This window comes from Kutzneria sp. CA-103260, from assembly GCF_018263855.1.
Lineage (GTDB): Bacteria > Actinomycetota > Actinomycetes > Mycobacteriales > Pseudonocardiaceae > Kutzneria.
In genome coordinates this window covers 7,794,890-7,809,418 of the sequence record NZ_CP073318.1, presented here as the reverse complement: position 1 = coordinate 7,809,418, position 14,529 = coordinate 7,794,890, and the positions used below count along the sequence as shown (strand labels likewise).

General features: G+C 71.2%; 16 protein-coding genes. 12 read left to right on the top strand and 4 right to left on the bottom strand.

Annotated features, from left to right (window positions below; genetic code table 11):
• The first annotated feature begins 283 nt into the window (after positions 1–283).
• The 4 genes from mshB to JJ691_RS34225 all read left to right on the top strand — a co-directional run bounded on the left by mshB (position 284) and on the right by JJ691_RS34225 (position 2,561).
• Positions 284–1,150, top strand: a complete 867-nt coding sequence (mshB, locus tag JJ691_RS34240; RefSeq protein ID WP_211763701.1) for an N-acetyl-1-D-myo-inositol-2-amino-2-deoxy-alpha-D-glucopyranoside deacetylase — start codon at positions 284–286, stop codon at positions 1,148–1,150.
• The gene (locus JJ691_RS34235; RefSeq protein ID WP_211763700.1) at positions 1,147–1,563 is read left to right on the top strand and encodes a hypothetical protein; all 417 of its coding nucleotides are present in this window, start codon (positions 1,147–1,149) and stop codon (positions 1,561–1,563) included. The genes mshB and JJ691_RS34235 overlap by 4 nt, the downstream gene beginning before the upstream one ends.
• Complete coding sequence (locus JJ691_RS34230; protein ID WP_211763699.1) at positions 1,556–2,170, top strand: hypothetical protein; 615 nt, start codon at positions 1,556–1,558, stop codon at positions 2,168–2,170. The genes JJ691_RS34235 and JJ691_RS34230 overlap by 8 nt, the downstream gene beginning before the upstream one ends.
• Positions 2,171–2,399: 229 nt before the next feature.
• A complete protein-coding gene (locus tag JJ691_RS34225) occupies positions 2,400–2,561 on the top strand; it encodes a hypothetical protein (RefSeq protein ID WP_211763698.1) in 162 nt (53 codons plus the stop codon).
• Here JJ691_RS34225 and JJ691_RS34220 read toward each other — a convergent pair.
• The gene (locus tag JJ691_RS34220) at positions 2,558–3,259 is read right to left on the bottom strand and encodes a GNAT family N-acetyltransferase (protein ID WP_211763697.1); all 702 of its coding nucleotides are present in this window, start codon (positions 3,257–3,259) and stop codon (positions 2,558–2,560) included. The two genes, JJ691_RS34225 and JJ691_RS34220, sit on opposite strands and share 4 nt — an antisense overlap.
• 184 nt (positions 3,260–3,443) lie before the next feature.
• Here JJ691_RS34220 and fdxA point away from each other — a divergent pair, with 184 nt between their 5' ends.
• Both fdxA and dapC read left to right on the top strand, forming a co-directional pair.
• On the top strand, positions 3,444–3,770 hold the full coding sequence (fdxA, locus tag JJ691_RS34215) for a ferredoxin (protein WP_211763696.1): 327 nt from the start codon (positions 3,444–3,446) through the stop codon (positions 3,768–3,770).
• A gap of 11 nt (positions 3,771–3,781) precedes the next feature.
• Positions 3,782–4,870, top strand: a complete 1,089-nt coding sequence (dapC, locus tag JJ691_RS34210) for a succinyldiaminopimelate transaminase (protein WP_211771878.1) — start codon at positions 3,782–3,784, stop codon at positions 4,868–4,870.
• A gap of 10 nt (positions 4,871–4,880) precedes the next feature.
• On the opposite strand, the gene JJ691_RS34205 is transcribed toward dapC, so the two are convergent.
• Complete coding sequence (locus JJ691_RS34205) at positions 4,881–5,822, bottom strand: CHAD domain-containing protein (RefSeq protein WP_211763695.1); 942 nt, start codon at positions 5,820–5,822, stop codon at positions 4,881–4,883.
• 79 nt (positions 5,823–5,901) lie between these two features.
• Between JJ691_RS34205 and JJ691_RS34200 the strand changes: the two genes are divergently transcribed.
• Together JJ691_RS34200 and JJ691_RS34195 are read left to right on the top strand one after the other, a co-directional pair.
• Positions 5,902–6,345, top strand: a complete 444-nt coding sequence (locus JJ691_RS34200) for a nucleoside deaminase (RefSeq protein ID WP_211763694.1) — start codon at positions 5,902–5,904, stop codon at positions 6,343–6,345.
• Entirely contained in the window at positions 6,342–7,307 is a 966-nt protein-coding gene (locus tag JJ691_RS34195; RefSeq protein WP_211763693.1) for an isopenicillin N synthase family dioxygenase, read from the top strand. The genes JJ691_RS34200 and JJ691_RS34195 overlap by 4 nt, the downstream gene beginning before the upstream one ends.
• Before the next feature lie 89 nt (positions 7,308–7,396).
• Here the strand turns inward: JJ691_RS34195 and dapD are convergent, their stop codons facing one another.
• The gene (gene dapD, locus JJ691_RS34190; RefSeq protein ID WP_211763692.1) at positions 7,397–8,314 is read right to left on the bottom strand and encodes a 2,3,4,5-tetrahydropyridine-2,6-dicarboxylate N-succinyltransferase; all 918 of its coding nucleotides are present in this window, start codon (positions 8,312–8,314) and stop codon (positions 7,397–7,399) included.
• 23 nt (positions 8,315–8,337) lie between these two features.
• Here dapD and dapE point away from each other — a divergent pair, with 23 nt between their 5' ends.
• The 4 genes from dapE (at position 8,338) to JJ691_RS34170 (ending at position 12,856) form a co-directional block, all read left to right on the top strand.
• Positions 8,338–9,426, top strand: a complete 1,089-nt coding sequence (gene dapE / locus JJ691_RS34185; RefSeq protein ID WP_211763691.1) for a succinyl-diaminopimelate desuccinylase — start codon at positions 8,338–8,340, stop codon at positions 9,424–9,426.
• Entirely contained in the window at positions 9,423–10,187 is a 765-nt protein-coding gene (locus tag JJ691_RS34180) for a TIGR00730 family Rossman fold protein (RefSeq protein ID WP_211763690.1), read from the top strand. The genes dapE and JJ691_RS34180 overlap by 4 nt, the downstream gene beginning before the upstream one ends.
• 86 nt (positions 10,188–10,273) lie before the next feature.
• Positions 10,274–11,500, top strand: coding sequence for a S53 family peptidase (locus JJ691_RS34175; protein ID WP_211763689.1), 1,227 nt, complete (start codon positions 10,274–10,276; stop codon positions 11,498–11,500).
• Positions 11,501–11,593: 93 nt separating this feature from the next.
• Positions 11,594–12,856 (top strand): S53 family peptidase, encoded by a 1,263-nt coding sequence (locus JJ691_RS34170; protein WP_249227194.1) that lies wholly within the window; start codon positions 11,594–11,596, stop codon positions 12,854–12,856.
• A 48-nt stretch (positions 12,857–12,904) separates the two neighbouring features.
• Here JJ691_RS34170 and JJ691_RS34165 read toward each other — a convergent pair whose 3' ends face one another.
• Positions 12,905–14,395 carry a CocE/NonD family hydrolase gene (locus JJ691_RS34165; RefSeq protein WP_211763688.1) on the bottom strand — a complete coding sequence of 497 codons (1,491 nt, stop codon included), beginning with the start codon at positions 14,393–14,395 and terminating at the stop codon, positions 12,905–12,907.
• Positions 14,396–14,529 lie beyond the last annotated feature (134 nt).

The following is a 14,529-nucleotide window of genomic DNA, read 5'->3' as shown; positions in this document are numbered from 1 at the left end:
ATTATATTGTCGCGTGGGGCCGGTAATTCACGGTTGACGGCTGCGGCCGGCTGCGCCACCTCCGCGTCACGGAGACGTCACGCCCCCTTGGTTAGCTGTGATCCGTCGACGACGGGGTGTACCGAGTCGCTGCCGGCCTCGCGGCAGGGGGGAACTCGGTGCGCCCGAGCCCGTCGACGCAAGGGGGGAAACGAGGCCGCGTTCGCTGATTCCCCAGTCCCCGGACGCGGTCTCGGCCTCCCCGCCACCGGTCGGTGTCGGGTCGGGCAACTACGCTTGGCCGGTGACCCTGACCGCCCCTCCCCGGCTCGCGCTGGTGCACGCGCACCCCGACGACGAGAGTCTGTGCACCGGGGGAACCATCGCCCACTACGCCTCTCTCGGCGTGCATGTCACCGTCGTCACCTGCACGCTCGGCGAGGAGGGCGAGATCATCCCGGCCAGCCTGAACGAGCTGCGGGCCGAGGCGGCCGACCAGCTCGGCGGCTACCGGGTCGGCGAGCTGCGCTCCGCGTGCGCCGCGCTGCGGGTCAACGACCACCGTTTCCTGGGCGGCATCGGGCGCTGGCGGGACTCGGGCATGGCCGGCGCCCCGGCCAACAAGCACCCGCGGGCCTTCGCCGCCGGCGATGTCACCGAGCAGACCGAGCAGCTGGCCGAGGTGCTGCGCCAGGTGAAGCCCCAGGTCGTGGTGGGTTACGACAGCTTCGGCGGCTACGGCCACCCCGACCACATCCGCGCGCACGAGATCACCGTGGCGGCGGCGGCCGCGGTGCCGGAGGTGCTGCGCGTGTTCCACACGGTGTCCTCCCGCGACGCCGTGGCCGAGGGGGTGGCCAAGCTGCGCGGCGTCGACGGCGTGCCGTGGCGGATGCCCGAGCCGGGCGAGCTGGCCGTGGTGGACGACGACGTCATCACCACCCGGGTGTCGGTCGAGGACCACGTGCCGGCCCGGCTGAGCGCGCTGCGCGCCCACGCCACCCAGGTCGGCGTGTGGCAGAACGACGAGGGCGCGGCCTGTTACGCGCTGTCCAACGGCATCGCCCAGCCGGTGCTCGGCACCGAGTGTTTCGTGCTCGCCTCGGGGCCGGCCGAGGGGGCCGAGACCGACCTGTTCGGCGGCCTGAACGACGTGGAACGCTCGCGATGAGGCCCGGCGACTGGGCGGTCCTTGTCGTGCTGGTGCTCGACGCGATCCTGCTCGCGGTCGTCGACCTCGTGTTCCTGCCGGCCCGGTTCGACGGCACGGTGCTGCCGGACCTGGGCGGCTTCCCGTTCCCGATCACTATCCTGGTCGCCGCGCTGACCACGCCGCTGCTGGTGCGGGCGGCCGCCCGGCTGCGGCCGGTGACCTGGATCGGCGGTCTGCCGGGCTTCGCCTGGTTGGGCGTCACGCTGTGGCTGACCGTCGGCGGTCCGGGCGGTGAGTTCCTCGTCTATCCCGACTGGCGGATCCTGGCGCTGCTGGCCGCGGGCGCGCTGCCGTCGGCCGTCGTCCTCGGCAACGCGCTCGGTCGGGCCGCCCGGGGCGCGCTGGCCCAACAGCCGGTCGGCAGTGGATGACCCCGAGGTCGTCGCCGCGCTGCGCCCGTTCGCCCGCGCCGCGACGCAGCTGCTCGCCGTCCTGACCGAGCCGGACCCGTTCCGGCTGCACGGCCGGGCCATCGGGGCCGTGGCCAACATCGACGGCGTCGACCCCAAGTACCTCGCCCGGCTGGGCTCGCTGCCCGACGAGCTCAGCCACCGCGTCGCCGCCCTCGTGCCGCTGCTGGTCGCGTCGACCGGCGTCGACCGTCGTGCCCTCGGCCTCGCCGCCGAGGCGCTGGTGGTGTGCGCCGAGGCCGACACGCTGGAGTTGCGGGTGCGGGTGTTGGCGGCGGTGCTCTACGACCGTGACGTCAATGCCGCCTCGGTCGGCGGCGACGAGGACGGGCAGACCGCCTGGCTGCTGGCCGAGCTGGCCGAGGCCACCCGCCGCCACGGCCGGGTGACCGTGCGGGCCCTGGCCGTCACCATCCAGCGGCTCGGTGACCTCTTGGCGACCATCGACGGACGCGCCCGCCCCCTCATTGGTGGCAGGCTGGGACTGTGGCGCCTGCGGTCGCGGGCGCGGCGGTGGATTCGGGAGCAGAGCGCGGTCCGCTGGGATCCGCGGGGGAGGCAGTCGTGAGCGAGCTTGCGAGCGAGCCATTCAACGCAGAGCGTCCGCGAACGCGGACAGCGAGCGCTGGTGAGGTGCGGCGCATGAGCGAGCTTGCGAGCGAATCATTCAACGCAGAGCGTCCGCGAACGCGGACAGCGAGCGCTGGTGAGGTGCGGCGCATGAGCGAGCTTGCGAGCGAATCATTCAACGCAGAGCGTCCGCGAACGCGGACACCGAGCGCTAGCGAGGTGCAGCAGTGAGCGTGCAGCGCAAGGACGACCGGCACTCCAACGACCCGGTCGACGCCATCAAGGCCCTGGTCGACGGCAAGGACGGCGAGACCAAGCCGAGCACCAAGGGCCCTCAGTTCCGGATCGTCGGTGACCTTCGCCACACGGACAAGAAGAAGCCGCGCTAGGGCTTCCAGTAGCCGTAGCGGTGGTGCTCGGTGAAGCCGAGGCCCTCGTACAGCCGGATCGCGGCGGTGTTGTTGATCTCCACCTGCAACACCGACCGGTCCGCGCCGCACTCACGGGCCCACGTGCCCAGGGCGGCCAGCAGCCGCCTCGCCACGCCCTGACGCCGTGCGGCCGGGGCGACGGACAGCCGTGCGATGTGCAGGGTCGTGTCGACAACGCAGCCCCGGACGACCGCGGTGTCCTCGACGTACCCGAAACCGAGCCGCGGTCCCGTGCCCAGAACGTGCTTCTGCGCCGCCGTGGGCTCCCCGACGCTGAACTCCCACCACTGCCGCGACGGCTTGTCCAGGATCTCGCCCACCGGCCCCCCGACCGGCAGCGGACCGGTCATCACCTGAGACACCGAGCCCGCCGGATGGTCCGTGGCCGGCTGCCACCCCGCGGCCTCGATACGCCGTTCGGTCTCGGACCCTTGGATGACGTGAGCCTTGGGCTCGATGCCGCGCCGCGCCGCGAAGGCGGCCGTGGCGGCGAGGGCGTCCGACACGGGCATTCCGGGATCGCCAATGGTCAGGGCGGTGTTGGCCCGCCCGGTGAAGCCGCCGGCGGCGCGCAGACGCCACTGCCCGAGGCGCTCGTCGACCAGCGCCGGCCACGCGTCGGCGCACAGCAACTCCAGTTCGGCAATGGTGTCCATGGGGTGACTGTGCCCGGGGCCACATGGCCGATCCACCATTTTTCCCGGCTTTCGGGACGTACCGTTGCCGTTGGGGTGCCCAGGTGCGAACGTCACCGGCCAGCCGGGGGATACTGAGCCGGTGCGCGCGGACCCCTGACGGTGTCTCGCGGCGGATGAACGAGGACGGAAGCAGGAGAACGCAGTGACCTATGTGATCGCCGAGCCCTGCGTCGATTTGCTCGACAAGGCGTGCATCGAGGAGTGCCCCGTCGACTGCATCTACGAGGGCGACCGGATGCTCTACATCCACCCCGACGAGTGCGTCGACTGCGGTGCCTGCGAGCCGGTGTGCCCGGTGGAGGCCATCTACTACGAGGACGACGTCCCCGACCAGTGGAAGGACTACACCAAGGCCAACGTGGACTTCTTCGACGAGCTGGGCTCGCCCGGCGGCGCGGCGAAGATCGGCAAGACCAGCAACGACCCGGCGTTCGTGAAGGCGCTGCCCGTGCAGGCCTCGCACGAGTGACCGGATCCACAATGGGGCCGGCGCTGCCGGACTTTCCCTGGGACTCGCTGGCCGACCACACCGCCACGGCGCGGTCGCACCCCGACGGTGTGGTCGACCTGTCCGTCGGCACCCCGGTCGACCCGGTGCCCGAGCTGATCCGTGACGCCCTCGCGGCCGTCTCCGACCAGCCCGGCTACCCGACCACCCATGGCACCCCCGAGCTGCGCCAGGCCGCCGTCGAGGTGATGGCCCGGCGGTTCGGGGTCACCGGGCTCGACCCGGCGGCCGTGCTGCCGACGATCGGGTCCAAGGAGATGGTGGCCTGGCTGCCCACGCTGCTCGGCGTGCGCGCTGGGGACCTGGTGGCGATTCCCGAGCTGGCGTACCCGACCTACGAGGTCGGGGCCCTGCTCGCCGGCGCCGAGGTGGCGCGGGTGGAGGGCCTGACCGCTCTCGGTCCGCGCACGCCGGCCCTGTTGTGGCTCAACTCCCCGTCCAACCCGACCGGGCGGGTGCTGCCCATCGAGCACCTGCGCAAGGTCGTGGACTGGGCCCGGGAACGGGGCGTGGTGGTGGCCTCCGACGAGTGCTACCTCTCCCTGACCTGGGATTCTGACGCGGTGTCGATCCTGGACCCGCGGGTCAGCGGCGGCAGCGCCGAGGGCCTGCTGGCCGTGCACTCGCTGTCCAAGTCGTCCAGTCTGGCCGGCTACCGGGCCGGATTTGTCACCGGCGACCCGGCGCTGGTCAAGCGGCTGCTGGAGATCCGCAAGCACGCCGGCATGATCGTGCCGCGGCCCGTGCAGTCGGCGATGACCGCCGCCCTGCGCGACGACCAGCACGTCGTCGACCAGCGGGCCCGCTACGAGGCCCGGCGCAAGGTCCTGCGGGAGGCGCTGCTCGGCGCTGGCTTCCGCATCGACCACTCCGAGGCCGGCCTGTACCTGTGGGCCACCCGGGACGAGGACGCCTGGGACACCGCGGGCTGGCTGGCGTCGCTGGGCATCCTGGTCGCCCCCGGCACCTTCTACGGCCCGTCCGGCAACCGGCACGTCCGCATCGCCCTGACGGCCACCGACGAACGCATCGCCGCCGCCGCCGCTCGCCTGGCCGGCTGAGCGCAGGGTTCTAGCGCAGGGCGGCCTCGGCGTCGCGGGACACGGCCAGCCACGCTTCGTGCCACTGGTCGCGGGTGGTGACGCGGCGGACGTGTTCCCGCTCCACCAGGCGGCCGGCGACGAAGACCAGGTCCCAGTCGACGACGTCGCCCTGGGCGGCGACCAGGCGGCGCACCTCCTGCTCGGCGACGCAGGCGTCCTGGTGCTCGCCCAGCACCTCCTGGAGCTCCTTGGTCGCCCGGACCAGGTCCCGCAGCTGCTTGCCGGCGATCGGCCGGACCAGCTCGGCGGCGTACCGCAAACGCTTGCCGAGGATGCGCAGGCGGTGCAGCTGCTCGTCGGGGGGATCGGCCGGCAGCGCCTGGACGGACCGGCGCAGCTTCCGATAGGGGGCGCGGACCAGGTCCAGCAGCTCGGGCTGCGGGGCGTCGGGGTCCACTTCGGAGTTGGCGGCCTGGGCGAGGTGCCCCAGCAAGGTCCGGTAGCGGGGGCTGTTCAGCGCCGACGTGAGGCGCTCGCGGGCGCTGAGGCGTTCGGCGACGAGGCCGTCGAGCAGGGTGGCGGCGACGGCCCGCTCGTCGTCGGGGAAGTCCTCGGACTCGGCCCGCAGACGGTCGATGAGCACGTCGAGATCCCGCACCGGACCGAGCGCGCCGCCGAGCCAGCCCAGCTCGGCCCGCAGCCGCTCACAGTCGGGCACACTTCCGGGCGCGGATTTGAGAACGGCTCGCAGCCGCCGCACCGCGACCCGCATCTGGTGCAGGTCCTCGGGATCCTCACCGGTGCGGGTGCCGGGCTCGTAGTGCAGCATGGCCAGCGCCTGGGCGTGCAGGGCGGCGCGGACGTGGCGGGCCACCGGGTCCTTCGCGGTCGCGGTGACCGGGCGCGGCGCCAGGCCCAGCCGCTCCGGCGTCACCGGCCGGCGAGCTGCGGCGATGGTCGGGGGGCTCATCGGGTGAATGGTAGGTGAAGAACGAATGAATGGCTCCCCCGAAGGGACGCCGAGATCGGCCACCGGCCAGAGTGGACCCATGGACGCTGAGCTGCTCGAAGCGGCGATACGGGAGGCGCGCGCGGGCCGCGCCGAGGGCGGCATCCCGATCGGGGCCGCGCTGTTCCACGTCGACGGCACGCTGCTGGGCAGCGGCCACAACCGCCGGGTGCAGGACGGCGATCCGTCGATGCACGCCGAGACGGCCGCCTTCCGCAACGCCGGCCGGCGCGCCACCTACCGTGACACGATCATGGTGACCACCCTGTCGCCATGCTGGTACTGCAGCGGCCTGGTGCGCCAGTTCAACATCGGCCGCGTGGTGATCGGCGAGGCGCGGACGTTCCACGGCGGCCACGACTGGCTGGCCGAGCACGGCGTGGCCGTGACGGTGGTGGACGACGCCGAATGCGTCACCATGATGACCGAGTTCATCGCGGCCGAGCCGCACCTCTGGTTCGAGGACATTGGGGAGACGCCGTGAGCCAAGCAGTGCCCAGCATCGACCTCCAGCCGTGGTTCCACGGCGATGACCGGGACCGCGCTGAGGTGGCCGCCCGCGTCGACGAGGCGTTGCAGACCGCCGGCTTCCTGCTCGTCACCGGGCACGAGGTGAGCACCGAGCTGCGCGACAACACCCGGTCGGTGGCGCGGGAGTTCTTCGCGCTGCCCGAGGACGTCAAACAGCGCTACGCCACCGCCGTCGGCGGCCGCGGCTGGCTGCCGCCCGGAGCCGAGGCCAACGGCTACGCCGAGGGCACGCCGACGCCGCCGGATCTGAAGGAGTCCTTCACCGCGGCCAACGACGCCCCGACCGGCGATCCCGCTGTCGACGCCGAGTGGTTCGCGCCCAACGTGTGGCCGGACGCCGAGCTGCCGCGGATGCGCGACGTCGTCGGCGAGTACCTGGACGAGATGCACGCCCTGTCCGACGAGCTGATGGCCCTGTGCGCGGTGGCGCTGGGCCTGGACGTCGACCACTTCGAGCCGTTCCTGAGCGAGCCCACCTACGGCTTCAACATCAACTGGTATCCGCCGCTGACCCGGGTCGGGCCGGCCGCCGACGGACAGTTCCGGATCGGCCCGCACACCGACTTCGGCACCGTCACCGTGCTGGACCGGGAGCCGGGGCTGGGCGGGCTGCAGGTCTACACCCTGGACGGGGAGTGGGTGGACGCGCCGTACGACCCGGCCGCCTTCACCGTCAACATCGGCGACCTGATGGCCCGCTGGACCGGCGACCGCTGGCGCTCCACCCGGCACCGCGTGCTGCCCCCGTCGCCCGAGGCGCCGGCCGAGGACCTGGTGTCGCTGGTGTTCTTCTACGAGGCCAACCACGACGCCGTGGTCGAGTCCATGGCCCCGCCCATCGGCAAGCGCAGCTACCCGCCCACCAACTGGGGCGCCTACCTCAAGGAAAAGCTGGCGGCAATCACAGTCCCCTGATCGAGGGACCCCTTTACGTTGTGAAAGGACCATTCCTCGCACTCAACGTGAGGAATGGTCCTTTCCAAACGACCGGCAGTTGACAGCGATCAGTTGGCGTGCAGGGCGGCGTTGAGTTCGATGCCCTGGCCCTTGCGCTGGCGGACCTCGACGACGCCGGTGGCCGAGTTGCGGATGAACAGCATGCCCGACTGGCCGGACAGCTCCAGGGCCTTGACCACGGCGCCGTCGGGCAGGGTGACCTTGGTGCCGGCGGTGACGTACAGACCGGCTTCCACCACGCAGTCGTCGCCGAGGGCGATGCCGATGCCGGCGTTGGCCCCGATCAGGCAGCGCTCGCCGAGGCTGATGACCTCCTTGCCGCCGCCGGACAGCGTGCCCATGATCGACGAGCCGCCGCCGACGTCGGAGCCGTCGCCGACGACCACACCGGCCGAGATGCGGCCCTCGACCATGGAGGTGCCCAGGGTGCCGGCGTTGAAGTTGACGAAGCCCTCGTGCATGACGGTGGTGCCGGCGGCCAGGTGGGCCCCGAGCCGGACCCGGTCGGCGTCGGCGATGCGGACGCCGGCCGGCAGCACGTAGTCGACCATGCGCGGGAACTTGTCCACGCCGTACACGGTGACCGGGCCGCGGGCCCGCAGCCGCAGGCGGGTGGTCTCGAAGTCGGCCACCGCGCACGGACCGAAGTTGGTCCACACCACGTTGGCCAGCTTGCCGAAGATGCCGTCCAGGCAGAGGCCGTGCGGCAGGACCAGCCGGTGCGAGAGCAGGTGCAGCCGCAGGTACACGTCGTGGGTGTCGACCGGCGCGGCGAACAGGTCCTCGATCACCGTCTCGACCTGGACGACCGTGACGCCGCGGGCCTTGTCCTCGCCGAGCAGGTCGGCGAAGTCGGGCTTCTCTGCGGCGGGGGAGCCGAGGGTCGGCGACGGGTACCAGGTGTCCAGGACGGTTCCGTCGGCGGCGATGGTGGCGAGGCCGGTGCCGTAAGCGCTGGTTGTCACGGCACAACGGTAACGTGCCGGAGGTGACGACCACCCTGGACCTGACCGCCGATCCCGTCGAGCTGACCGCCGCGCTGGTGGACGTGCCGAGTGTCTCCGGAGACGAGGAAGCGCTGGCCGCGGCCGTGCACGCGGCGCTGGCGAAGCAGGCCCCGCACCTGGAGCTGGTGGTGTCCGGGAACACGGTGCTGGCACGAACGAACCTGGGCCGTCCGTCCCGGGTGGTGCTGGCCGGTCACCTCGACACCGTGCCGATCAACGACAACCTGCCGCTGCGCCGCACCGGTTCCGGTGACGACCTGGTGCTGCACGGCTGCGGCACGGTGGACATGAAGGGCGGCGACGCGGTCTTCCTGCATCTGGCCGCCACCATCGCCGAGCCGGTGCACGACCTGACCTTCGTCTTCTACGACTGCGAGGAGATCGAGGCGGCCCGCAACGGGTTGGGCCGCATCGAGCGGGAACTGCCGGAGTGGCTTCGGGCGGACCTGGCGATCGTGGGCGAGCCGTCCAACGGCGTGATCGAGGCCGGCTGCCAGGGCACGCTGCGGATCGAGTTGCGCACCAAGGGAATCCGGGCCCACACGGCCCGGGCCTGGATGGGGGAGAACGCCATCCACGCGATGGCCGGCGCGCTGCACCGGCTCGACCAGTACGAGCCGCGGCAGGTGGAGATCGACGGCTGCCACTACCGCGAGGGCCTGCAGGCGGTGAAGATCAGCGGCGGCGTGGCCGGCAACGTGGTGCCGGACGAGTGCGTGCTGACGATCAACCACCGGTTCGCCCCGGACCGAACGGCCGAGCAGGCGCTGGACCACCTTCGGGTGCTTTTCGAGGGCTACGAGCTGACGCTGGTCGACACCGCCGAGGGGGCGCTGCCCGGGTTGTCCGCGCTGACGGCCCGTGAGCTGGTCGATGCGGCCGGCGGCACGCCGGTGGCCAAGCTGGGCTGGACCGATGTGGCACGCTTCGCGGCGCTGGGCATTCCGGCCGTGAACTTCGGTCCTGGCGACCCGACGCTGGCCCACACCCAGCAGGAAAATGTGGCGGCGGCACAGATCACGCACTGCACGCAGGTGCTGCGGACCTTCCTGAGTAGGGTTTCCCGATGAACGAGAACCAGGAGCAGCCGCCGAAGGAGCGGCAGCGCGGCCCCGTGACGCTGCGCCGGGACCGCTCCAGTGAGTCCACCACCACCGACCAGCGCCTGCTGGACGCCCGCGGCCCGTCCGACTGGGTGCACACCGACCCGTGGCGGGTCATGCGCATCCAGGCCGAGTTCGTGGAGGGCTTCGGCGCGCTGGCCGAGCTGCCCAAGGCGGTCACCGTGTTCGGCTCGGCCCGCACCAAGCCGGACCACCCCGAGTACGAGATCGGCCGCAAGCTGGGTGGCGCGCTGGCCGAGGCCGGCTTCGCGGTGATCACCGGCGGCGGGCCGGGCGCGATGGAGGCGGTCAACCGCGGCGCGTCCGAGGCCGGTGGCTACTCGGTCGGGCTGGGCATCGAGCTGCCGTTCGAGCAGGGCCTGAACCCGTGGGTCGACCTCGGCGTGAACTTCCGCTACTTCTTCGCCCGCAAGACCATGTTCATCAAGTACGCCCAGGCCTTCATCTGCCTGCCCGGCGGTTTCGGCACACTCGACGAGTTGTTCGAGGCGTTGACCCTGGTACAGACCAAGAAGGTCACCAAGTTCCCGGTCGTCCTGTTCGGACGGTCCTACTGGCAGGGCCTCTACGACTGGCTACACGATTCGGTGGAAGGCGGGGGCAAGATCGGGGCCAAGGACATGCACCTGCTACATCTGACGGACGACATCGACGACGCCGTCCGGGTGGTCCAGGACGCCTATCGGGCGTGGGAGCAGGTGCACTGATTCCCGACTTTCGGACCTGACGGTCGGCGTGGGGCACCCCCTTGAATGGGTCGGGGGTCGCTCCGGCTGCTGCTCAGGAGGAAGTCATGAGTCGACGATCGGTCAGGTCCGCGGGCGTGCTGGCGGCCGGGGTCGCGCTGGCGCTCAGCGGCGTCGCCGCCGCGCCCGCCCTCGCGGCGCCCGCGCCGGGCCATCACACCTTCAGCCCGGCGGCGGCGTCGTTCGTCGGCGCCGACACCGTGCAGCAGAAGGTGCAGCGGCTGGAGACGGCGCTGGCCGCGCTGCCCCGGCTGGCCGCCGCCTACGACGTGAAACCGTTGTGGGACAAGGGAACCAACGGTACGGGCATTACCGTGGCGACGCTGGTCTCCTTCGGTGACAAGGACATCCAGTCGGTCATCGACTCCTACGACCAGCGCAACGGCCTGCCCAAGGCCGATGTGCAGATCCTGGAGCCGGTCGGGCACGTGCCCGGCTGCCACGACGCGGGTGTGGACACCGCGACCTGCCAGAGCTGGGGCGGCGAGACCGACCTGGACGTGGAGATGATCCACACCCTGGCGCCGGGCGCGAAGATCGTCATCGCCGCGACGCCGGTGGCCGAGACCGAGGGCATCACCGGCCTGCCGGAGATGATGCAGGCGGTCGACTACATGACCACCAACAAGTCGGCCGACATCATCTCCATGAGCTTCGGCACCGCCGAGGACAACTTCGACTCGCCGAGCCAGGTCACCGGCCTGGACCCGGCCTTCCAGCGGGCGAGCGCCGCCGGCGTCACGCTGACCGCCTCCTCCGGTGACTCCGGCGCCACCAACCACACCAAGTCCGGCGGCTACTGGAACAAGCGCACCGCCAGCTGGCCGGCGGCCGACCCGAACGTGACCGCCGTCGGCGGCACGAACTCGGTGAGCGGCAAGCCGAACACCACGCTGTGGCCGGACTCCGGCGGCGGCCTGTCCAGCGTGTACAACCGGCCCAGCTGGCAGGACAGCGTCTCGAAGATCACCAACAGCACCAAGCGGTCCTTCCCCGACATCACCATGGAAGGCACCAGCGGCACCTCCGAGTCCTCGCCGCTGTTCGCCGGTGTGCTGGCGCTGGCCGCGCAGACCAAGGGCGGCCGGCTCGGGCAGGTCAACACCGCGCTCTACACCGGCAAGCTGGCCGGCATCGTGGACGTGACCTCCGGCAACAACAGCTACAACGGGGTCACCGGCTTCGCCGCGGGCAAGGGCTTCGACATCGTGTCCGGCTGGGGCACCATCGACGCCGCCAAGTTCGTCCCGTCCCTCGTGACGGCCCTGCGCTGAACGTAACCACAAAATGTTGTGAAAGGACCATTCCTGACGTTCAACGTCAGGAATGGTCCTTTCCGCCGTTAAAAATGGTGACTGGGAGTGAAAATGAGCGGTAGATCCATGGCGGTGGTGGTGGGGGCGGCGTTAGCCGCGACCGCGCTGGCGGCGGCGCCGGCGGCGGCGAGCCCGCAGCCGAAGGCGGCCCAGCAGGCGCACCACGTGTTCAGCGCGGCGGCGGCCTCGTTCGTCGGCGCGACGACGGTGGAGCAGAAGGTGCAGCGCCTGGAGGCGGCCACCGCCTCGTTGCCACGGCTGGCCAAGGCGTACAACACGCCGGCGCTGTGGAACCAGGGCCTGACCGGCGCGGGTTCCACCGTGGCCACCCTGGTGTCCTACGGCGACGCCGACGTGAAGGCCGTGATCGACGCCTACGACCAGCGCAACGGACTGCCGCCGGCCGACATCTCGGTGATCGCGCCGTCCGGCCCGGTGCCGGGCTGCACCGACCCCGGCGTGGACACCTCGACCTGCCAGTCCTGGGGCGGCGAGACCGACCTGGACGTGGAGATGATCCACACCATGGCGCCGGCCGCGCACATCGTCATCGCGGCCACGCCGGTGGCCGAGACCCAGGGCTTCACCGGCCTGCCGGAGATGATGGCCGCGGTCGACTACATGACCAAGCACCAGATCGCCGACGTCATCTCGATGAGCTTCGGCACGGCCGAGGACACCTTCCCGACGCTGGACTCGGTCAAGAGCCTGGATCCGGCGTTCGAGCGGGCCAGCCGAGCCGGCGTCACGCTGGTCGCGTCCTCCGGCGACTACGGCGCCACCGACCCGGTGCTGACCGGCCCGGGCACCTTTCCGTACCGGACGGCCAGCTGGCCGGCCTCGGACCCGAACGTGACCGCGCTCGGCGGCACCGTGCTCTCCTTGGACGCCAACGGAAACCGCACCGCGCCGGACGTGCTGTGGCGGCCCTCGGGCGGCGGCCTGTCCAAGACCTACGCCCGGCCGAGCTGGCAGAACTCGGTGAAGGGCATCACGGGCAGCAAGTTCCGCTCGTTCCCGGACATCACCATGGAGGGCATCTCCGGCACCTCCGAGTCCTCGCCGCTGTTCGCCGGTGTGCTGGCGCTGGCCGTGCAGGCCAAGGGCAGCCGGCTGGGCCAGATCAACCCGGCGCTGTACGGCAAGCTCGGGCCCAAAGCCGACAAGTCCGGGATCGTCGACGTGACCAGCGGTGACAACACCTACGGCAGCGTTGCCGGCTTCGCCGCGGCGAAGGGCTTCGACATCGTGTCCGGCTGGGGCACGCTCGACGCCTCGAAGTTCGTGCCGGCGCTGGTGAAGGCGCTCAGGTAGCAGTGCCAGAAGGCGGGGGCTCCCGCGCCGGGGCCCCCGCCTCCCGGATCAGGTGACCGGAACGGTCAGCGTGCCGGACAGCGTGACGTTGCTGCCGATCTTGCTCGACGACCCGTAGCGCGGGTCGACAGTGTCGACAACCAGCGCGAGATGGTGCCCCGCCGGCACATTCCAGGCGATGGGCTCCAATCCGAGGTCGATGTTCCTGGCCACACCCGGGGCCGCACCCAGCAGCGAGTACGGCTTGTGCGTGATCAGCGACCCGAGGCCGATCGGCCCCACGTCGTAGAGGTACGCGAACAGCGTCGTGTCGGCCGCGCTGGGCGTGACGGTCAGTTTGGCGTGCGGGGCTCCGTCCACTTCAAAGCCTTGTGCCGCAGTGGATCCGGACCAGACCCCGGCCAGCGCCCGGGACACCAGCGGGATCGAGACGCCGGTCGGAATGCCCAGGTAGCCCTGCAGAGCGCCACTCACGAGCACCGTGCCACTGTCGGCGATCGTGTCCAGGCCGGCGCCGAACCTGGTGCTGCCCAACGGAATCGTCTGCTGCTGGGTGGGGAATCCGGTTGAGCCCTGCCAGCCGCCGCCGTTGGCCGGCTTCACCTGCACCGGTTGCTCCCGGTCGATGCCGTTGTCCACGCCCAGCAGGTAGTGGTCGAACCAGCGGTCGGCGGCGTCCCAGACCTCGTTGGGCAGCCCGGCCGCGCCGAACAGCTCCGGCGTGGCGTGGTCGCCGGGCGTGAGCATCAGCCGTTTCGGACCGGTCAGTTTGCCGTAGAAGTCGACCAGCTGGCTGGGCGGGAACAGCGAGTCCTCCCAGGCGTTGGCCATCAGCACCGCGGTGCTGTGCTGGTTGATGGCGTCGATCTTGGTGGCGGCCGAGCGCACCGGCGCGATCGGCAGCACGTCGGCGAAGTTGCCGGCCAGGTAGTCCTTCTCGGCCTGCTGGAGATCCGGGCCGGGACGGCCGGTCAGGTGACCGGCGGCCAGCAACAGGTCGACGCCCTCGCTGCTGACGGTCTGGTTCGGGTAGAGCGAGGCGGCCAGGTCGGTCCAGCCGCTCAGCGAGGCCACCGCCCGGATCCGCGGGTCGGCGGCGGCCGCGAGCAGGCTGATGCCCGCGCCGTAGGAGATGCCCGCCATGCCGATGCGGGACGGGTCGGCATCGGTGTTGGCCAGCGCCCAGTCGATCACCTTGCTGGCGTCGGCCACGTCCTGGGGACCGGCCACCTCGATCTGGCCGCCGGAGTCCCAGAAGCCGCGGGCGGTGTAGCTGACCACCACGTACCCCGACTGGTAGGCGAGCCTCGCGGCCGCGCCCACATACTCGATGTCGTTCAGGCCCCAGCTGCTCGGCAGCACCACGAGCGGGAACGGCCCGTCGCCGCGGCCGGTCGGGCGGATCACGAACGCGTGCAGCGTCGTGCCGCCGTCGCCGGGGATCGCCTGATAGCTGGTGCTGAAGCCGGCCGTCGGCGCGGCGGCGGCGGTCGCCGCCAGCCCCATGGCTAACGCCACGACAGTCAGCAGAGTCGTCATTGACCTGCGCACTTGCCCTCCAGAGTGACCTCGGTCACGACATAGCTACTCAGGAGTAAACTTGGACCTACTGTGGAGTAGCAATGAGCTGTGACACGCGTCACGGCTGAACGGCGGTGTCGCTCCCGCGAAGG